Genomic DNA, 19,389 nt, shown 5'->3' with positions numbered 1-19,389 from the left:
CTATTGGATGATCCGAAGGTCTCCGATTGAAGCGGCGATCGCAGCAAAAGCATTGCTGAGCTGGGTGGCGTTTGCGGCCTGGAACCAGTGACCCGATCCCGCGCAGTTCTTCATTAGGTCTGTTACGTTGGTGCCGAAGCCAATAACCCAGACAGTGACGTTCTTGTTCTTCACCTGGTTGCACGCATAGGTGAACCGGTTCTCGACCGTTTGCGTCAAGTTGTAACTGGAACTTGAGTTCCACCGCCGCTGCGAGAGGGGTTCGACACCGTAGGTCCCGTAGGAATATTCAAGCGGGGCCGTGTCGCCATCGGTTAGGAAGATCAAGTGGCGCATGCTGGGCCGGCCATTTACGTCGCCGTTCTCGCTGGCGAAGATGCCTGTGGGTGAGATCAGGCGCCCGCCCCAGATCATGCCGATGTCGTGGTAGGTACTGCCAGCGGCAACCAGGCTGTTGACGTAAGCTGCAACCTCAGTCGAGGTCATCTCGGCAAGCTTACGCGCCTCAGCTGGGCATGCTGCCAGACCTACAGAGTCGGCGGCCGTGTAGTTGGTGTTTGAGTCCTCGTATCCGGAGCCTTTTCCCTGCCACGAACCGCTGATGCTCAGGCTGCCGTTCCAGTTCTGGGTGATCGTGTAGGCGCGCAAGAACGACACATCGCGCAGCATGATGTGCCACTGCGTGTCGGGATTGCTGCTGTCGGGTACGGCATCGATGTCGAGGTCGCGTGCCTTGGTCAGATCAACGTTGTTGTAGTCGTTGATGACGTACGTCTTGCGCTCTTCGATGCAGCCGTCAAAAGGCACCGCAACCTGCGTCGGGGAGGATGCGGTCCCACCGATCTTCATGTTCAGCGAGGTGCCCTTAGGCAGGTTGCTGCTGCTTCCCGACTTAAGGCTGCTGACATTGACCGTCTCGGTCTTGTAGCGCCACTTATAGCCGGATCCCGTGCTCACCTGGCTACGGCTTTCGAGATCGCTGGTGTCGGCAACCCAGGCCGATTTGAGCAAGTATCCCACGTTGACGTTTGTCGAGTAGGGCACGAAGCCGTAGCGGATACGGGTGCCCTGCGTCTTGTTGCTCTCGATGGAGGCGTAAAAGTCCTTCACCGTTTGACGCAGCACCGAAATCTTGCTGCTAGTATCGCCAGAGTTGGTGTCGTTCATCGATCCCGTGACGTCGAGCACCATCATAATGTCGGTGTTGGCGTAGTGGAACTGGGCCGAGCAGTTCACAGATACCGGCAGGATATCGACGCTGAATAGCTTCATGACCGAAGTCGGCACGCTCACGCTGGCAGAGCCGTTGATGGTGTAGTCGGAGGCGAGCGTCATTGCGAACGCCCGGTCTGTGGTGCCGTAAGCTCCATCCTGGAAGTTCAGGTTGAAGAAGCGGGTGCCCGCCGCGTTTGCGTCTGTAGGTATGATGCCGGTTGTGATGACGGTGCCGCCGATCTTCTTGCGCGTCGCTAGCACGCCCGAGTCGCAGGCTTGCTGCAAGCGGGTACGCGCCAGATAGCCGCGGCTTATGTCGATACCGCCGCCGATCACCGCGAGCATAGGAATCAAGCAAGCTGCAACGACGAGGAACGTGTTCCCACGCTGGTCCCGGCGGAACTGCTGTAAAAACTCGCGCAAGTTCCTGGCGCGTAGGAGAAACTTCGACTTCATCGTTACGGCGACCATATTCTTTGTCGCGCCACGTCTACCGTCAACCCTTGAAGGAGATATGAAGATGGAGAGTGCTGCGATAGCCGCGAGAACTGGAAAGTAGAGTCGGGTAGCGACGAGCAACGAAGCTCCTCGAGCACGTGGCAGACATGCCTTGAGCTTCGCCGCAGGCGCCGCTTACCACTAAACTTACCTCGGTTCGTATCAAGCCTTTTGCCTGCCCTTCGGCCCGCTCAGTGCCGAACCGAGGCCGGGTTCACTGCCAGCGATCAACGAGCGCAGCGCAGCCGTCAGCGGAGAGCAACTGAGTGAAGGCACAGCCCACAACACCGCCTTCCCACCAGATCACGTCGGCTTCGAACGCGGGCAAGCCGGGCAGGGTGAGCCAGCATTTGGTTCCGGGGGCCACGCGGGCAATTGCTATCGCAGCGAAGCCGGAGCACGAGATGTCACGCGTGGTTGTTGCCAGGCGCTTGCCTCCAACAGGACGGATGTACCCAGGTATAGCCACCCGCACGCGATCCGCGGACCGATCCTCTTGCGTGGCGTACTCATAGCTGCCGATCTGCGGCGTTGTCTTAATCACCGTGCGACCCCTAGCCACCTTGTGCCCCTGCGCGGCTTTAGGTCGCTAATACCATTGCTTTGTTACCAAAGGATTGAGGAGGCTAAACTTTTTTCCACTCACCAGGGAACCATCGAGGAGGCAGGCCCGTTTAGCGCTCTGACAACACCTCGCGCCACGCGTGCGCTCGAGACTAGAAGATGAACCAGTGTTCATCTCGTTTCAACTTCACTATTAGCCTTTGTGGTTTAGACCGGATCACAAAAGCTTTCCTCAAATTCTTTCACACAGACGTGAAACCCACACCGTTAACTCCTTTGTTAACTATCCTGGGTACACTCTCGTTAAGGATTGAAGCTCATAAAGGCCTCAGGAAATGAACCACGCTACATTCTGGGGAGAATGAACTTGGCAAACATCGACCACAAGACGATCCGCGAAGTAGTTGGACCTGCTGGAGAAAGACTGACCCTAGAACGACTACCGGATCACGGCACCACTCGTTGGGTGGCCCGGCGCAAGGCTGAAGTGGTTGCGGCAGTCGAAGGTGGGCTGCTGAGCGCTAGCGAAGCCTGCCGACGGTATGAATTGTCCCTCGAGGAACTTGTGTCCTGGCAGCGCGCGGTCGAGCGAGACGGCCTTTCCGGCCTTCGCGCGACAAAGCTGCAGCAGAACCGACTAAAGCATGAGCGCCTGAACCGACGCGAGCTAGCATAGGCCAGCTCCCCCGGCGAACGTTTGAAGCATGAGTGAGAAAGGGCGCTGCGTAAGTGGCGCCCTTTTTGCGGGTGCAAACGAAGTCCGCTGGCTTTGGACGACGGCGGTAAGCTCGCGCGCTCTCAAGGGAGCACAGATCGCGCTGTGGCGCTGCTACAACCGTTCGCTTGCGAGGGGCTGATCCAGAGTTCGGCGGCATGGTCGTGCGGGATCCGGTGCGCGGCTGCGCATCGGAGCGACCGTCGCCCCACCACCGCCAGCTCTGAAATATCACTGTGAGCGCAGCCCATGCCCTTGAGGAGGCTGAGATCCAGTCGGCGTCTGCGACCGGGGCTCGTGCAACCCAAGACCGTGCTTTATCAAGCACTGGGCCGCTCACTACTTAGAGGTGGGTAGTTCACGCCCGCCCCAGATACTCCGCGTTTACAATGATCTCACGGGGCGAGGTTGCGCGCGCGAGTTCTAAGCGCTGGAACTCAGCTCGGATGCGTCCGTAACCTCGTGACGCGATCAAACAATATCAAACGTCGACGCCCTTCTGGCTGCCGCAAGCATTCCTCGCTCCAGTCAGCTATCACACTCCCATCCGCATGATGTCTTGGTAGGCGCTGAGCAGCTTGTTGCGGACCTGCAGAGTCGCTTCGAAGGCAACGCCGGCTTCCTGGCGGGCCAGCATGACTTTGGCGACGTCGGTCACCTCGCCGCGCTGGTAGGCTTCGGAGATGCCTTCCGCCTTCAGCTGCGTGGCGTTGACGCCATCAACCGCCGTCTTAAACGCGTCGGCGAAGTTCTGAGCCGGAGCTGCTTGCGTGTTGGCGACTTGACCAGCGCCCTGTGGGGCGTGAAGCTGCTGCAGTACCTGGTTGCGGTCCATGATCTGCTGGCGCAGCGCCATGATCTGCTGGACGCCGGGCGCGGCGCCGCCGATGCCGGAGATCGCGCTCATCGACGGCCACCCGCCGGGGCGCGGCTGATCTCGATGCCGGCGTCACGGAACGATGCCAGGCGATAGCGAAGGGTGCGCTCGGAGATGCCGAGTTCGCGAGCGGCCTGGAGGCGGTTACCGCCGCAGGCTTCCAGCGTGTCGATGATCGCGCGCGCTTCGGAGAGCTGCACGACGCTCGACAGCTTGCGGGCGGCGGGCTCGGCTTCGATCATCTCGGCAGGCGTTGTAGACGAGGGCGGCACGTTCACCAGGCGAGCCGGGCTGTCGAACACGATATCGTCGGGGGTGATGGTGCCCGATTCGCCGGCGAGCAGGAGTGCGCGCCGTACCACGTTCTCCAGCTCGCGCACGTTACCCGGCCAGGCGTGGATCTTGAGCATGGCGAGCGCGGCTTTGTTGAAGCAGGGCACCCGCGCCGGGTTGGGCGCATGGCGCAACGCCATGCCGAAGGCGAGCGGGGCGATGTCGTCCGCGCGCTCACGCAGCGGGCGCAGCGACAGCGGGAACACGTTGAGGCGATAATAAAGGTCGGCGCGGAACCGGCCCTCGGCGACTTCGGTCGGCAGGTCGCGGTTGGCGCAGGCGATCACGCGGATATCGACCGGGATCGGCTTGGTCGCGCCGATCGGCACCACTTCCTGCTCCTGCAGCGCGCGCAGCAGCTTGGCCTGGAGCGAGAGCGGCAGCTCGGCGATCTCGTCCAGCAGCAAGGTACCGCCGTCGGCCGCACGCATGAAGCCTTCGCTGGCGCCGGTCGCACCGGTGAAAGCGCCCTTCTGGTGGCCGAACAGCATGGCCTCGAGCATGTGTTCGGGCATAGCGGCACAGTTAACGGCGATGAAAGGCCCGGCAGCACGCTTTGAGCGCGCGTGGATGAAGCGGCTGAGCACTTCCTTGCCGGTTCCGGTCGGGCCGTTAATCAAGACGGGGATGTCACTGACGGCCAGACGATCGGCGAGGGCGAAGACCGAGAGGCTTTCGGGATCTGCAGCGATCGGCCCGCCTGGATCGGCCATGGCAGCTAGTGTCATCGCCAGCGCCGATTCGCTGTTCGGGTCGACAAAGGTGAGACTGGTAAGTTTTCCATCACGCGCGATCGCGGAAGGCCCTTCACGAAAGGCGAGATCAGGTAGCGTTGCATTCGGCAGGCGCCCTGGGGTGCGATGATTGCATGGGCTCCTCAGAACAGCTGCTATAGGGCCGAGCCGTTCTGCCATCACCTCTTCGTGCGTGTCCGTCGCCGGGTAAGGTTGGCGTCGAAGGGTACAAATATTAGACATAAGGCTGCGAACTCGAGCGACCTGGAGACGAGATCATTTGTATCCGCGACGCGCGGAAACATAGCTAATTGCAAGGATCGGGCAACTACGTAGTATGTCAATCTTTGAGAGGTGCTGATGCGCATTGCATCCTGCCGTACGCGAGGAGGCCGGTGGCCCTGTTGAAGGCGCGGCGGTGACGCTCTGATTTGGAATACCAGAATTAGCCGAGACGTACCTCGGCCGGACGCTGGCACTGATATGGACGGCCAGGACGTAAACTTGGCTTATGCTGATCCCGCTGACCGAGCCGCTTGCGGACGCAAACAAGTTTTACGTGAACGCGACCGCCTTCAGTAAGCCCAACGGGCCATTACATGATCGCAACGGGTTTGTCTGAGCTTGAGGCCGCGCAGCTCCTAGGACACGAGAAAGGGTTCACTTACGGCCGACACTCCCCGCACGGGGTCACATGGACCAGGAAGCCGGGAATGACTGCCCTGATCGACTACCCCGTCGTGCCGGCAAACAATGGCGAGAAGTCATTAACCTTTTCGCTGCATGTTGCAATGGTGGGGTGCATATGAGCAAGAGCAGCGAGTTCGAGCGTCTCGATGATGCGTTCTGTAATGGACGACTTGCAGGTTTAGATCGCCGCAGCACTGTGGCTGCCTGCCCGTTTAATCATGCCCGATCCTCATTCCGTTCCGCTTGGCTAAACGGCTTCGCCGTCGGCCAGATAGAAGGTGACATGCCGTTCCCTTCAGCCGCAGGCGGTGTCGGCCAAGGCGTACCCACTGGCTATCGCGTCGGCGGACTTCCTGAGGGCCTTGCAAAGTACTGAAAGGCGTTTGCGTCAGTGCGGCGATGCTCAGTCGACGTCCTAAGGCCCGCACCCCCTGTTCGCCTTAGGGGACCGCCAGATTCGAGCGTGATGATCGACGGTGCGCCATGGTTCGTAGCGACGGGTGCCTGCCGCGTCCTTGGCCATACCAAAGCGACCGTCGCTGTTCGCCGACATAGCGGGCGAGGCTCTTGGCCAGCACATCGTCAAAACTACCGACGCGTGAGTTACAGGCGTCGCATTCGTCGAGCGAGGTCACCCACTTGTTGCCGAACGCTTCCGGCACGGTGTGTGCGACGTTGCGGAAGGCTTGCGGATCGGCGGTGCCGCAGAAGCGGCAGCGACCGGACGTGCCGAGCACGACCTCATACCCGCCCAGGCTGGCTTGAACTATCGCGGCTATCGCACAGCCCTCGAGATCTAGATGGGCAGGGCGGACGGGATCGTTCATCGTAAGGCTACCGCTATGGTTGCTGGTGAACGTCTCCCATCTAGGTTCTCGTGAGAGCGATCAACAGGGCAGCGCAAGTGGATCATATCGACCTTGACGAACCTGACGAGACTGCCCACATTGACGACATGAGCGACGTTGCCACGAAGAGCCGCCGGACGGAACGGCGCCGGGCCAAGCACTTCACGATGCGTAATGCCCACACCGGTCAGTTTCTCACCGTCAAGCAGGCGAAGCATGCGCCGCTCCCGAAGGAGATCGGACGCTCGCTGGCGATGCCGACCAACTCGGTCGCCATTGTGCTCGATGCGCTGCGCGCTGCGGCGTTCGAGAGCCGCAATGCCGGCACGGCGCTGCAATTCGTGGTCGAGGTCGAACCCAACGGCGAACCGCGGATCGTGCAGGCGTTTGGCGACCCGCTGCAGACGCCGTCGCCGACGGCCGGTGCCCTCGAGATGGGCGCGGACGAGGCCGCTGAGCTCGACGTGGCGCTCGACGAGGCGCGCGAGCGTGGTCGCCATGCCGTCGCCGAGATCCTCGCCGGTGCCGACATGCTGAGCGCCGATGCCTTCGCGGCCCACCTCAAGATGACGCGCGAGACGGTCAACAGCCGTCGCAAGACGCACCAGGTACTCGCGCTCCAGGGCGCGACCCGAGGCTATCGCTATCCAGTCTGGCAGGTGGGGGAGGACGGGCGACCCTTCAGTGTTCTGCCCACGTTGTTCAACATTCTCGATGGCGATCCGTGGGAGGTTTACCGCCTGCTCGCGCAACGACACGCCGAATTCGAGGGTCTGACCGGTTGGGAGGCGCTCGGCCGGCGGCAGGACGAGGCGGTCGTTGAGACCGCCCGCGGCATCGCACAGGGCACGTTTGCCTGAATGAAGCGTGCGCCGACGGCCGCCTTTGCAGGTGCCACCCTCGACATCGCGATCATCCCGGCGGGTATGTCCTATCGGCGCATCTGGCTGTCGAGCTTCCCCGACCCCCTCGGCTTTGGGAAGGGCAGGAGCCGGTTCAGCGATCCTCGGCGCCGCGTTGACGCGGGTCGTTTCGGCGTTCTCTATATCGGCTCGTCGCTGAAGGTTTGCTTCCTCGAAGCGATCCTGCGCGACGACCGCGACAATGTCGTCGGCATGTTCCCGATGGCTGGCAAGCTGCTCACCGGGCGAGTGGTCGGCGCGATCGCGCCGACACGCGACTTAAAGCTGCTCGATCTGCGCCGCGACGGCCCAGTTAAGATGGGGATCCCCAGCGACGTTGTTCGCGGTGCGAAGCAGTCGCTCGCCCGGGTATGGTCAGTCGCCTTCCACGACCATCCGGCAGCAATCGACGGGATCATCTATCCGTCACGCCTCAACGGTGAGCACAATCTTGCCATCTACGATCGCGCCGTGCCGGCGCTTGCCTGCACTGGCATCGCTCCGCTCACGCGGGCGAGGGGATTGGCGCAGGTGCTGCGCGACTTTGAAGTCGCCATCGTCTGAACGAGGCATCGGCATACGCCCGACCTTGGGCGCGTCGATGACGCCGGCAGCACTCGCCTGCCTCTAGACACTCAGCTAGATCAAGCGGGGCAAATCTCTCGATAAAGAGAGCGGGCTATGATGACGCGATCGGTTAGCGGACGTCTCTTAGCTGTTGTCACAGACACGCTAGAGACGTAAATCCGTCACCGCGCTTGCCAAGCGACACACTTCAGGCAAGTGACTGAACCCGACTAAGGTCCATGGCTGATTTAACATAACAAGTATTATCATCTTGGCTGAGAGCGGGCATCACAACTTCTAGATATTATAGCCTGGGCTTGACCGCGATCAAGATATTCGAGACGCAAGGTTTGCGGATCACAGAACAGATCTCGCACCCCGCGGTGTCGAAAAGCATTCCACCAACGCTACCAACGATGTTCCTTCGCGTCGTGTCGCATGTGGCAACGCTGACATAGGGCTGCGAGGTTGGCCGGATCATTGTCGGTTGGGTTATGGTTCAGGTGAGCGCAGGCGAGAACCACATATGTGCTGCGGACCTCCTGAAGCAATGCCCCGCCAACTTTGATGACCCTGCCGTGATCGTCTCGCCAGCGACAAGGATCAGCGTCCCACCACCGACCGCCGCCGAGGTGAAAGACCTTGCGCATGTGAGGGCGCTTGCGGCGTTCACAGCGGGACCGAGCGCAGCCAAAGCGGATCGCGTTTGATAGCTGGTAAGCGTCCGGTCCTGCACGTGTTGCGCGATCGACCGTAGCTGCGATTGACGAGGCCTCAGGTCTGCTTCTGGAGTCTAGAAGGAGGTTAGGAGATTGGAGAGGATCGAGCTCATCACTCGTACCGAGGGCCGGCGCACATACAGCGAGCCCGAGAAAGCCGCGGTGCTGGCGCTCACCTGCAGAGCTATCGTGGTATCCTCCAGGCAGATGCCTATGCGGGCTACAATGGACTGTTCCGGCAGGATCGTCAGCCCGAGCCATTGAAGCGGGCCTTGTGCTGGGGGCATGCGCGACGCCACTTCTTCGAGTTGGCTGATGCCGCATCTCAGCTTAAGAAGCGCCGCAAGGGCTCCCGGTGATCGCGCCGCTTGCTGTCGAGGCCGTGCGCCGCATCGTTATCTTTGCGGTCGAGCGCACCGTCATGGGCCAGAGCGCCCTCCAGCGGCAGGTTGCCCGCGAGCAGCACGCGGGTCCTGTGCTCGCCGATCTGCGGTCCTGGATGGCCGAGCAGCGTTCGAGCCTTTCACGCTCGTCCGATGTCGCCAAGGCCATCGACTACATGCTCAAGGACCCGCGTTCACCGCCTTCCTTGAGGATGGACGCATCTGCCTGGCTGCCCTCGACAAGGAGATCGCCGGTGAAGCACTCGACGACGCCTCGGGTGCACGGCTGAGCATGATCACCGGCGTCAACCTGACGGTCGCCACTGGCCTTGTCGCCGCGATCGCTGATATCAGGCGCTTCTCGAGTCCGCCGAAAGCTGGTGAGCTACTTCGGTCTCAACCCGCGGGTTCGTTAGTCGGGTCTCGGTACCGCCCACCACGGACGCATCCGCAAGTCCGGTCGCAGCCACGCCCGCGCGATACTGGTCGAAGCGGCCTGGGCGGCGGCAAACCGGTACGGGTCGCAACGAAGCGTTGCGCCATGGACTGCGCTCCCGCCTCTCTCGCCTGCGGCAGCTGTTGCCCTCTCTAGGAGGAAGTATCTGAGGAGCGGTCACGTAGTCCTGGGCTCAACGTAAGGGGCGGCAGTCCCTTTGCTCCCGAAGCTCAAGTCCCCGTATATGCCCTGTACCACTCAACGAACCGCGGCACTCCGACGTCAATTGGGGTGGTCGGCGTGTATCCAGTGTCACGGGCGATGGCGCTGATGTCGGCGTAAGTCGCGGGCACGTCCCCGGGCTGCATGGGAAGCATCTGCAGCTCGGCCTTGCGCCCGCAGGCCTCTTCCAGCACCTCGATCATTCGCATCAGCTTCTCGGAGCGATTGTTGCCGATGTTGTAGACGGCATGCGGCTTGGTACTGCCACCTGGTTTAACCGCGCCATTGTCTGCCGGCGGCCGGTCAAGGCAGGCGATCACGCCGGCAACGATATCGTCGATGTAGGTGAAATCACGCTGCATCTGGCCGTTGTTGAACACCGGGATCGTCTTGCCGGCGAGCACCTTCTCGGTGAACATCCAGAGCGCCATGTCTGGCCGGCCCCAGGGCCCGTAAACGGTGAAGAAGCGCAAGCCCGTTTGCGGCAGGCGGAACAAGTGGGCGTAAGTCTCGCTCATCAGTTCGTCCGCACGCTTGGTGGCGGCGTAGAGCGAGACGGGGTGATCGGTGCGGTCCTCGACTGCGAAGGGCAGCTTCTCGTTGCCGCCGTAGACGGAACTGGAGCTGGCATAGACTAGGTGCGGTGTCTGTCGCGCGCGCCCGAGTTCGAGCATGTTGACGTGGCCCGCAAGGTTCGAGCGCACATAAGCATGCGGGTTTTCTAGCGAGTACCGCACCCCGGCCTGGGCACCTAGGTGAACGATAGCGTCGAACTCGCGCCCGGCGAGCGCCCGGCCCAGCGCCGCGTCGTCGGCAAAATCGAGTTCAAGGAAGGTGAACTTGTTACCGAAACGCGCGTCGAGTTGCGCCAAGCGGTCGCGCTTGAGCTGGACGGGGTAGTAGTCGTTGAGATTGTCGATGCCGATCACGGTCTGCCCGCGCGCCATCAGCTGGTCCGCGAGCGCCGCACCGATGAAGCCTGCGGCTCCGGTGACCAGAACTGCGGAAAATTGCGTCGACATGTGCCCTCCGAACCTTCCCTGGTCCACGTCCAACGCATAAGCGGGGTGTTGCAGGCGCACAAGCACTTGCCTGGCGCAATCGAGCGAGCTCGGTCCATATAAGAAGTTTATCGCCCTATCGCCGCATCTGCTAAGGACAACCATTTGGTGCACTCGACAATGCCTCGCATGGTATCGCATCGAACGTGGAAGACCTGCTTCGTCGCATCCCAGCTGAAGCCGGGCCCGATTATGAATTCGCTGCCCTCGCCCAAGCCGCCGATGTCATCGTTGCCACTCCGCGCACGATCAACGCGGGCGCCAGCAGAATCAATCGTAACAAGGGCGACACCGGCGATATGGAGCAGCCGGTCCTTGGCCGAGGACTGCGAAGTGGGCGCGGCGGCCGCTTCAATCGGGACTAATGAGACCTGCGCCGGGGTGGTTGTATAGCGCTGGAATGATGTGTTTCACGGATTGTGTAGCCGGTGTCGTCGCCGCCCAGCTCTCTGAAGCAGTCGGCGCGTCTCAGGCCACAGCGAGAATGTTCATCATGCGCTTGAGGTTGTAGGCGATGGCGGTGAGGTGGACCTAAGGCGGCAGCTTTGGGGAGGCCTCGCCATCGCATTAGGCGCAGGCCGTAGGAGCGCTTCCACGTTCCGAAGATCTTTTCGATCCGGCCGCGTACGCGATGGTTGGGTTGATTCCACTCGTGAAGCTTACGCAGCGTTTCCTGCTCGTCGCGTCCCCACATTTCCGGTCGCGACGATCCGGGGGACGCCGCCTTTTGCCAGGACTGCATTGCAAAAGTGAGCACCGCGGTAGGCATTGTTGGCAAATACCTCGCCGGGATTATCGGGCAAGGCTCCAGGGCGCGCCTTGCCATCGTTGATGTTGGCCGAGGTGACCGAGACTTCCTCGATTAGCGCTGTGTCGGCATCGGTGCCAACGTGGGCCTTGAAGCCGTGCACGGCCCGCTTTCCCTTGTGCTTCACCCGGCGGTCGTCCTCGCTGGCCGACACGATGATGGTGGCATTGATCAAAGGTCCGGTCTTGACCATCACCGCCTTCGCCCTGAGCTGCGCCGTCACGACTTCAAACAAGCCACGTTCGAAGTTGTGAGCAACGAGCAGCTTGCGAAACCTAACGAAAGCGGTTCGCTCGGGTGTCGTCTCGTTCGCGGCGAACCCGGAAAAGCGGCGGAAAAAGGCCCGGTCGGCCAGCGCTTCAGCCAGCTTCACGTCCGACAGATCGTACCAGATCGATAGCAGCAGCGCCCTGAACATGGCGAAAGGTGGCCAGGCCGGCTCACCTCTGGCGGCCGGGTAAAGCGGGATCAAGAAGCGCCCCTACCGAACGCTGCGCCAACGCCTGCTCTCCTCTTGGGAAAACCCATTGAGTCAGTGATCAACCTGCGTGTCTACAACCACCCGCGCACAGGTCTCCGTTATACCGACCTGCATTGATCAGAACCGGCATACCCAGTTCCGGCGGCCGATGGGTCATGATGCGCCACGGTTGATTGACGAGCCTGTTCCACGCCTCGCAGCAATGGTCGACGATGTTGTTGTCGGACGTGAAAACGCGATTTTTTGGAAAGCCAGTTGTCGCGATTGAACTGCCTGATGTTCTCGACCGGGTTGAGCTCGGGGCATTTTGGCCAGCAACACGACGATACTGATGTTGGCGGAAATCTCGAGCTTGCCGTTATGTGCCAACCGGCTTGATCCACCAGCACCACGGCATGCGCCCGACGCGACGGCGAGCGCGATCTCAGCCAGGTGCAGCGACAGTCTCGGTGTTGCAGAAGGGCAGGACCAGGCCAGCACCCTTCCCTGTTCGGTTGTGTGCGGCAAGTTGTGCAGAAGGCGGCCGGGCACGCTGGCTATGCGGCTTGTCGTAGATCGGCTTTCGTAGGCCGAGTCACGGCCTCGCAGATCGCCTCCGCATCGGCAGCGTCGATCTTGCCGCGCTTCACGTACCGTTCCAAATAAGCCCGAGGCATCAGCCGCACATCACGGCCCAGAGCTAGAAGCTCCCGACTCCAATGATGTGCCGAAGCACATGCTTCCATACCCACCAAGGAGCGCAGCAAGGATGAGAAGAACTTCGATACCTCGGCACGCCGAAGCTGCCGACGCACCAGCACCTTGCCATCGTCAGCAATGGCGTGAACTTGGAATACATTCTTCCCCAGATCCAAACCGACGGTAACGACATCCTGCTGCATGGACCAACTCCTAGACGTGGCTCAACGACTACATCATTGCACAGCTACGCTCATGCAAAGGCCGTACACCGCATTCACGTCAAGCCCGGTTCTGCTTGGCTGAGTCACTCATCTATTGATGTTTGGATAATTGACGAGCCGTTTTCAGAGGGCGCAGTCCAGCAGAGGCGTTCCACATACAATTTTCAGCAGGATGTTTGAACTGGGCACAATTCCAAAGTGTTCGTTCGAAGCTTATAGCTGGATCCCTCAAGAAGCTAAATGATACCGCATCGAGTTGCTCTGGTCGAAGTTCTGAAGAGCTGTCATGAGGCACCATTCTTGGATCGGTCCATCCCCTAAACTTGCAGTAAGCTCTGGTGCCACAAGCACGCCTGGCAATGGTAGGAAATTTCTCGGAGTCCTTCTTGGCGAGTACAGAGATAAACACGTTTGGATCATCAACGCTGGGTTTCAATGTCGCACTTGCGGCTTCACCCGCGAGTGCCCCACCTTCGCCGCTAGTCTCGTTTATAGGTGCAAGTAGGCTTGAAGTATCATGCTCAGGGAAACGTGCTGCGAGTTTGCTGATGTGCGGTTCGATTCCAGTTGGCGAAAAACGAAAAGCGGGCGGCGTCCCCCACCAACCCGCCCATCGAAAAAAGATGTGTGTGTCGACGGCAACGATCTTTTCCAAGCTGGAGCTCCAGTAAGGTACCACCCAGTCTGTATGATAGTGGGTTGCCTGTCCCACCGGGTTGTATACGGTGCCTGACAAAGCTGCGTCAGCTACAACGCGTGCTCGTCGCCAGAGCGGCTCCGCGTACGCGCGATTGAGTGCCCCGTCGCAGGTGAACGTGAATTGGCATCCAGTTTGACGTTCGGATCCTTGAAAGACTACCCCGCAGACGCTCTTAGGAAAGGCTGGGTGTCGGACTCGATTCAGCACTACCTGTGCAACTGCGCGTTGCCCAGTTGAATTGTCCCCGGCCTCATAAAGAACTGCAGCAGCTAAACAATCGAGTGCTCGTGCCCTGTTCTCGAGAGTCCCATGAAAATTGAACGGCCGTGCCGGAGGATTAGAGGCCGTGCTAAACGGGATCGATGCGTTCAGGGCTCGCGCGTCAGGCGGCTTAACATTCTTCAAAATGACTGGCTCAACTTGGGGGATAGATCTAAGACTAGCCGCGCGTTTGGCCGCAATGTTGCTTGTCTTTGATGCTGTAATCGGCGCCGATTGCCAGCTAGCACTGAGAGCGAGACCCGCCAGACCGACCGGCAGAAGAAGGCCAGCTAAAAGCGCCGACCACATTGACCGGGTACCGGTCTGTGAAGATTGAAGGTTGATGATCATGCCTGCTTCATAATGAATAAGCCGAAGACTTTCTCCGGTCCCAGAGACCGCTTTGCACCGCAGCGGGCGAGGCCGCGTTGCTTGCGCCATCTAAGGACTTTGGCTGAACGTCGTCTGGACACGGTGCATTGATCGGGCTGATTTGTCTCTGCTCGGAAAATCCGTTCTTTGTAGCAGGCAGCTCCCTGACATTATCTTGAAAAATAAAACCACTCCCTTGCCCCTAGGGAGCATCCGCACCACAATGTGGTACGTCTGCGACACTGTTGAGCTTCTTCCTAGTGCTCTTGGGCTATGCTCGTTTTAGCTTCAGCGAAGACGGTCAAGGCGTCCAACTCCGCCGAGCCCCCCATCGACGACTACCACTTTGATGAAGACCTGAAACTTCCGCCGGTGCGTTGGACGTCGCAACACGCCGGCGAAATCGCGGCGCCATATGTGGACCGCCCCTGCGGCGCAAGAGCTTTCATGTAGCGATGACCACCGGTCGGTGCATCCATGTGTTTGACCTACTTGCGCAGCACTACATGGCTGCTGGCCCTGATGACGTCTGCGGATCGGATTCCTAATCACGTCATCGCGCTCGAAGCGCTCTGCTCCCCTCGGTTTGTTCGATCCCCGGTCTGAGCGGTTTGTCAATGATGTTCCGAAGCACATGCTTCCATACCCGCCAGGGAGCGCGGCAAGGACGAGAAGAACTTCAACGCCTCGGCACGCCGAAGCTGCCGACGCACCAGCACCTTGCCATCGTCAGCAATGGCGTGAACTTAGAGCACATTCTTCGCCTGATCGACACCGACGGTAACGACATCCTGCTGCATGGACCAACTCCTAGACGTGGCTCAACGACCACATCATTGCACAGCTACGCTCCTGCAGGGCTCGTCCCCTACATCACGTTAGTGCCCAGCTTGCTAATCTTTAGGATTCCCAACAAGAGATGTGGTGATTGATAGGCGGCCAGCTTTTGGAGGGGCTGATGATGGACACGGATTGGAGAGAGGACCCCGAGCGCAGGCTTGAACCGCTGTAAGCGGTTTGGAAAAGGCATTCTCCAGCCTCAGCGACATGCCCAGGGAAGCTCGCGAGCGGAACCTTTGTGACATTTGAATCCTGATCGGGGCACTCGTCCACCTCCTTTTTGCCCGCATATGCGCCGATTACTCCAGCTACAATCAAGATCGCTCGAGACGGGATAGTATAGTTTATTCATTTTAATCAACATCTTTGCGTGATTGGTCGTTCGATACGGTTGCAAAAGCTATCTAATGACGTCTATTGCCGCAGGAAGAGATAGAGCGTACAACTCATGTTCCTGCGGTCTACACCGCACATTGTGGTCTTGTATCCACTACTCCTAATTACCTGAGAAAAATACAATTCTTTCTAGAGGGGTGCAGCAGCCATGGCGCGTTCGCATTTTCAGGGTGGTCACCGCGGCCTTGCGGCCGCCGCAGATGGCAAGTTTGGGCGCTTCGGCAGGATGTTCGAGCATCTGGAAGGCCCCGAATTCGAACCTACCGCCCTCGCTGCTTTGGCCGAGACTATGATCAAAGCTGACGACGGCAAGTTCTTCAACGAGGCAGACAGCGACGAGAACATCTTCCTTCCGGCGGGATACACCTATTTCGGCCAATTCGTTGATCACGATCTGACGCTTGACAGCACGAGTATTGGAGAACAGGAAAGCGATCCCGACGCAATTGATAATTTCCGCACTGCGGCTCTCGATCTCGACTGCGTCTACGGGAACGGCCCTGGCGGCGACCTCGTCATTTATGACAGCAATTTCAAGTTTCGTCTGTCAACCCACCGCATCGCGGCGACCCCGGCGCCCACATCGGGACACGTGCGCACCCAATTCGATCATCGCCGCGACTCGAGCGAGATCGCGATGATTGGCGATCCGCGCAACGACGAGAACGTTATTGTCGCGCAGCTGCATCAAGCGATGACGCAACTGCACAACAAAGTTTTGGACACGCCCGCGCTGATGGGCGAAATTCCGGCCGACCACCACCACCGCAGCGAGCGCTTCCGCCGAGCTGCACGCGTGACCCGCTGGCATTATCAGTGGCTGATAGTGAACGATTATCTCAAGCGGATCTGCATGCCGGAAATCTATCACGACATAGTCAACCCGGGAGGAACGCCACGCATTCGCTACTATCCGAAGGCTGCGGAGGTCGCGACGTACCCCTATCTGCCGATCGAGTTCTCGGCTGCGGCGTACAGGTTCGGACACTCGATGGTCCGGCCGTCCTATGCTCTGAACGCGCAAACGGGCGTCCAACAAGGCCCACCACCGTTCACCCGCAAACCCATTTTCCACGATGGGGCAGGCTCGAAGGGGGACCTCCGTGGCTTCCGAATTATGCCCAAAGGTTGGGGCATAGACTGGGGCTATTTCTTCGAGCTTCCGGGCGAAGCACCGGCAGAACAGCTCGGGTCGGGGACGCTGCAGCCGGCCTACCGGATCGACACCCTTCTTGTCGATCCGCTCCGCCTTCTCGTCAATCCGGACCTGCTCGCAAGACCGGCCATCGAACGCAACCTCGCTTACCTCAACCTGCTTCGCGGGTCGCGGCTGCGGTTGCCAACCGCGGAACAGGTCGCTTTGGAGATGAACGTGGGTTCTTTCCCCGCAGCCAGATTCCCCCTGCTTAGCCCAGAGCAGATCTGGTCGGCGGGATCGCGCAACTCAGCGCCCTTCAACGAACAGAGCGACGACGAAGGTATCAACATAGCGCGCGATCTGCGACGTCCTTTAGCTGGACAATTCGCCGGGAATACGCCGCTCTGGTATTACATATTGCGAGAAGCCGAATGGTATGGAACCCGGGACGTGGGCGATGCGCCTGGCCTGCCCAGCCACCAGCGGGGCGTAAACGACATGCTTGGAGGACATCATTTAGGGCCAATTGGCAGCACCATCATCCTTGAGACGTTCCTGGGCCTCCTGCTTGCCGATCCCGGCTCGTACATCCATCAGGCTGGCTGGAGGCCGATGGTCCCGATCACGGACGATCCAGCGAATTTCGAGCTTAAGCATCTCATTTCATGGGCATTGACCTGACAAGAGCTTGCATTTCAGGAGAGGGTCAGAACGCTTGTGGGGAGCATCCGCGAGCTTGAACTCTTCGTCGACACGCCCGCCTCTTCCGTACGATGTCGAACCTGCTCGATCTGAAGAGCCGAGCACCTATCGATCCAGTTGCTTCTTTCCAAGCAGCTTCAGCACCGTATTGCGGCCGGCACGAAGGAACGGATAGGCGATCTGCGCCACACGCGGTGACCGGAATAATGTGGCGTTCACGCGGTTGAAAACGCTACTGTTGCCGCTAAGCAAAGCCAGCATGGTGAGAGCGTCTGCGCCGTGATAATAGACGCCGCTATAGTGGAAGATCATCCCTTCATTAAGGTCAAATCCCCTTTTCACCACATCTTCCACTTCATTGCCGCCGTCCCGTGCGTCCAGAAGGCGTACAGGTCCGACGCTCTGCTTTAGCTTCATAAAGCGAACATAGGCCGAGCAGAAAGGGCATTCGCCGTCATAAAGGACGTAGGTCTGGTCGTTCGGATCAGGCCGCGTAGGTTGCGGTTGGCGAGTGGCGAGGTCATGATCCGTCATACCCGACGTCCTTCCAGGACGAACTGTGGTTCAGCGCCGCCGCGTATGGCTCGGCGAGCTTCCAGAATGATCGACGTCCAGGGAACGAAAACCAGGTATAGCGCCGACCATTGGAAAAACGGCGCCTCCAGCATGAGGTAGATGCCAATGTGCATCGCCATGCCGATCGGCACGTAGATGTACTTTAGCTTTGGTACAAACATCGACACCACGAAGGTGCTCTGGAATATTAGGATAGCCCATTGAGAAAAAAATGACAGCCAATGATAGTGACTCAGCCAGACACCCAGGAGCGAGTCCCAGCGTAGGCCGTCACGGGCAAGATAGAATTGCAGCGTATAGCCGTTAGCCCAATGCCCGTGGCCGTACACGATCTTCGCGTAGGCGGCGGAAAGGTACATCAGCGCGAAGATCCACTGCAGCAGCAGCAGCGGCCACTTGGCCTCGCGGCTCATCTCTAGCAATTGCGACCGCGCGGGGCGGCTATCGCGGCGCCGCCTGATCCACCAGTCGACTGAGAAAGTTGCGCCAGACGGCGCGAGTGCTAGCGTGCACAGAGCCAACATCATCGCCGCTTCGGGATGATGAGCGTCGCCGTGAGACATCACCCAGAGTTGCATTACCGAAACGCCGGCGGCGAAGACTAGGAGCATTACCCGAGTCCATAAACCGATAAGGGAGAACAGCCCAGCTGCGACCGTGACAAACCACATGATCTGCATGTCATGTAAGATAAACTTGTAGCCACCCATCGCGGTGGTTAACAGCTTGAGGAACAGCATCGGCTCATACATGAAGGCCGGCAGCTTGCTGATCTCGACGAGGCTTTTTAGCCCGTAGCGTTCGTCCAGCAGCATCAGGACAAGCTGAGTTCCGACCGCGATGATGCGCAGGATCGCTAGGTCCGCCAAAGGAGCGTTCGGGAACCAGTATCTGTTCCACCGTTCCTCAACCGCGCGAGGGATCATTGAATGGCCTCGTTGATTTGGTCTCGCCGAATGCGGACGATCGTCTGGACGGGCTTCCGTCTCGGGCCATCGCGCGTGATAATCATCGGATAGTTATCAACTTCTACTGCCACCGTTGCGGGATAGCGCGCGATCACTACCTTGAGAAAGGGGGCGGCTTCATCGAACCGCGCTTGCATAAGGCGAGCGACGAAGCGCCGTTCAAACCGCCAGAAATCCACGTTAAGATCGCGCGCCGCGTTGATCTCGCGCCGTGTCCCGTCCGCCTCGACGGCAAACACCTTATGGCTGACGTCGAGCCTCTCGCCCGCGAAATGAGCGGTCGAATACATGGGGTAGGGCATGAACGGAGTGAAGTAATTCCCTTTCCGGAATCCGACGAGGGTCTGCATCACGAGAATGCCGATAATTAGAGCGGACAAAAGCGTGAATTTTAGATTTGATGGAGCCACCGCCACAAAACCATCCTCCGCAATCATACCATGGAGCAAACGCTTCCTCGTCAATGTACCGACGGGTTGGC

General features: G+C 59.7%; 21 protein-coding genes and 2 pseudogenes. 9 read left to right on the top strand and 14 right to left on the bottom strand.

From position 1 onward, the window contains the following. On the bottom strand, positions 1-1,794 hold the full coding sequence (locus GV044_RS15565) for a pilus assembly protein (protein ID WP_159872538.1): 1,794 nt from the start codon (positions 1,792-1,794) through the stop codon (positions 1-3). Positions 1,795-1,927: 133 nt separating this feature from the next. Beyond that, on the bottom strand, positions 1,928-2,257 hold the full coding sequence (locus GV044_RS15560) for a PilZ domain-containing protein (RefSeq protein ID WP_236555017.1): 330 nt from the start codon (positions 2,255-2,257) through the stop codon (positions 1,928-1,930). Positions 2,258-2,644: 387 nt separating this feature from the next. On the opposite strand from GV044_RS15560, the gene GV044_RS15555 reads away from it, so the two are divergent. Beyond that, positions 2,645-2,953, top strand: a complete 309-nt coding sequence (locus GV044_RS15555) for a DUF1153 domain-containing protein (RefSeq protein WP_236555016.1) — start codon at positions 2,645-2,647, stop codon at positions 2,951-2,953. Positions 2,954-3,527: 574 nt separating this feature from the next. Here the strand turns inward: GV044_RS15555 and fliE are convergent. Beyond that, positions 3,528-3,899, bottom strand: a complete 372-nt coding sequence (gene fliE / locus GV044_RS15550; protein WP_159872534.1) for a flagellar hook-basal body complex protein FliE — start codon at positions 3,897-3,899, stop codon at positions 3,528-3,530. Then, positions 3,896-5,116 carry a sigma 54-interacting transcriptional regulator gene (locus tag GV044_RS15545; protein WP_159872532.1) on the bottom strand — a complete coding sequence of 407 codons (1,221 nt, stop codon included), beginning with the start codon at positions 5,114-5,116 and terminating at the stop codon, positions 3,896-3,898. The genes fliE and GV044_RS15545 overlap by 4 nt, the downstream gene beginning before the upstream one ends. A 514-nt stretch (positions 5,117-5,630) precedes the next feature. Between GV044_RS15545 and GV044_RS15540 the strand changes: the two genes are divergently transcribed. Next, entirely contained in the window at positions 5,631-6,002 is a 372-nt protein-coding gene (locus GV044_RS15540; RefSeq protein ID WP_159872530.1) for a hypothetical protein, read from the top strand. A gap of 64 nt (positions 6,003-6,066) precedes the next feature. On the opposite strand, the gene GV044_RS15535 is transcribed toward GV044_RS15540, so the two are convergent. Next, on the bottom strand, positions 6,067-6,453 hold the full coding sequence (locus GV044_RS15535; protein WP_159872528.1) for an HNH endonuclease: 387 nt from the start codon (positions 6,451-6,453) through the stop codon (positions 6,067-6,069). Positions 6,454-6,581: 128 nt separating this feature from the next. On the opposite strand from GV044_RS15535, the gene GV044_RS15530 reads away from it, so the two are divergent. The 5 genes from GV044_RS15530 to GV044_RS22820 all read left to right on the top strand — a co-directional run bounded on the left by GV044_RS15530 (position 6,582) and on the right by GV044_RS22820 (position 9,683). Continuing rightward, positions 6,582-7,334: an XRE family transcriptional regulator gene (locus GV044_RS15530; protein WP_159872526.1), complete on the top strand. Its 753-nt coding sequence runs from the start codon at positions 6,582-6,584 to the stop codon at positions 7,332-7,334. Next, positions 7,335-7,940: an RES family NAD+ phosphorylase gene (locus GV044_RS15525; RefSeq protein ID WP_159872524.1), complete on the top strand. Its 606-nt coding sequence runs from the start codon at positions 7,335-7,337 to the stop codon at positions 7,938-7,940. Positions 7,941-8,754: 814 nt separating this feature from the next. Continuing rightward, complete coding sequence (locus GV044_RS22825) at positions 8,755-9,021, top strand: transposase (RefSeq protein ID WP_159872553.1); 267 nt, start codon at positions 8,755-8,757, stop codon at positions 9,019-9,021. Continuing rightward, on the top strand, positions 9,018-9,335 hold the full coding sequence (locus GV044_RS15515; protein WP_159872522.1) for a transposase: 318 nt from the start codon (positions 9,018-9,020) through the stop codon (positions 9,333-9,335). Before GV044_RS22825 ends, GV044_RS15515 begins: the two co-directional genes overlap by 4 nt. Positions 9,336-9,491: 156 nt before the next feature. Next, positions 9,492-9,683 carry a hypothetical protein gene (locus GV044_RS22820; protein WP_201299128.1) on the top strand — a complete coding sequence of 64 codons (192 nt, stop codon included), beginning with the start codon at positions 9,492-9,494 and terminating at the stop codon, positions 9,681-9,683. A gap of 28 nt (positions 9,684-9,711) precedes the next feature. On the opposite strand, the gene GV044_RS15505 is transcribed toward GV044_RS22820, so the two are convergent. Next, on the bottom strand, positions 9,712-10,725 hold the full coding sequence (locus tag GV044_RS15505) for an NAD-dependent epimerase/dehydratase family protein (protein WP_159872520.1): 1,014 nt from the start codon (positions 10,723-10,725) through the stop codon (positions 9,712-9,714). Between the two features lie 185 nt (positions 10,726-10,910). Here GV044_RS15505 and GV044_RS15500 point away from each other — a divergent pair, with 185 nt between their 5' ends. Continuing rightward, positions 10,911-11,129 (top strand): hypothetical protein, encoded by a 219-nt coding sequence (locus GV044_RS15500; RefSeq protein ID WP_159872518.1) that lies wholly within the window; start codon positions 10,911-10,913, stop codon positions 11,127-11,129. A 294-nt stretch (positions 11,130-11,423) separates the two neighbouring features. On the opposite strand, the gene GV044_RS15490 is transcribed toward GV044_RS15500, so the two are convergent. The 5 genes and pseudogenes from GV044_RS15490 to GV044_RS22245 form a co-directional block, all read right to left on the bottom strand. Continuing rightward, positions 11,424-12,044, bottom strand: coding sequence for a transposase (locus GV044_RS15490; RefSeq protein ID WP_256377280.1), 621 nt, complete (start codon positions 12,042-12,044; stop codon positions 11,424-11,426). 162 nt (positions 12,045-12,206) lie between these two features. Continuing rightward, on the bottom strand, positions 12,207-12,533 hold the full coding sequence (locus GV044_RS15485; RefSeq protein WP_159872502.1) for a hypothetical protein: 327 nt from the start codon (positions 12,531-12,533) through the stop codon (positions 12,207-12,209). 83 nt (positions 12,534-12,616) lie between these two features. After that, a pseudogene (locus GV044_RS15480) lies at positions 12,617-12,934 on the bottom strand (IS110 family transposase); the annotation flags it as partial. 112 nt (positions 12,935-13,046) lie between these two features. Beyond that, a complete protein-coding gene (locus GV044_RS22555; RefSeq protein WP_256377283.1) occupies positions 13,047-14,225 on the bottom strand; it encodes a cell wall hydrolase in 1,179 nt (392 codons plus the stop codon). 680 nt (positions 14,226-14,905) lie between these two features. Further along, positions 14,906-15,025, bottom strand: a pseudogene (locus GV044_RS22245) (IS110 family transposase); the annotation flags it as partial. A gap of 647 nt (positions 15,026-15,672) precedes the next feature. Between GV044_RS22245 and GV044_RS15470 the strand changes: the two are divergent. Further along, positions 15,673-17,343: a heme peroxidase family protein gene (locus GV044_RS15470; protein WP_159872498.1), complete on the top strand. Its 1,671-nt coding sequence runs from the start codon at positions 15,673-15,675 to the stop codon at positions 17,341-17,343. A gap of 126 nt (positions 17,344-17,469) precedes the next feature. On the opposite strand, the gene GV044_RS15465 is transcribed toward GV044_RS15470, so the two are convergent. The 3 genes from GV044_RS15465 to GV044_RS15455 are packed head-to-tail and all read right to left on the bottom strand — an operon-like array spanning position 17,470 to position 19,345. Further along, the gene (locus GV044_RS15465; RefSeq protein WP_159872496.1) at positions 17,470-17,898 is read right to left on the bottom strand and encodes a DCC1-like thiol-disulfide oxidoreductase family protein; all 429 of its coding nucleotides are present in this window, start codon (positions 17,896-17,898) and stop codon (positions 17,470-17,472) included. Further along, a complete protein-coding gene (locus GV044_RS15460; RefSeq protein WP_159872494.1) occupies positions 17,895-18,866 on the bottom strand; it encodes a TQO small subunit DoxD in 972 nt (323 codons plus the stop codon). Before GV044_RS15460 ends, GV044_RS15465 begins: the two co-directional genes overlap by 4 nt. Further along, positions 18,863-19,345 carry a hypothetical protein gene (locus GV044_RS15455; protein ID WP_159872492.1) on the bottom strand — a complete coding sequence of 161 codons (483 nt, stop codon included), beginning with the start codon at positions 19,343-19,345 and terminating at the stop codon, positions 18,863-18,865. Before GV044_RS15455 ends, GV044_RS15460 begins: the two co-directional genes overlap by 4 nt. Between the last annotated feature and the right edge of the window lie 44 nt (positions 19,346-19,389).

The organism is Novosphingobium sp. 9U (assembly GCF_902506425.1).
Classification (GTDB): Bacteria; Pseudomonadota; Alphaproteobacteria; order Sphingomonadales; family Sphingomonadaceae; genus Novosphingobium.
Note: the sequence above shows the minus strand (reverse complement) of the source record. Positions and strands in the feature narration are given on the sequence as shown.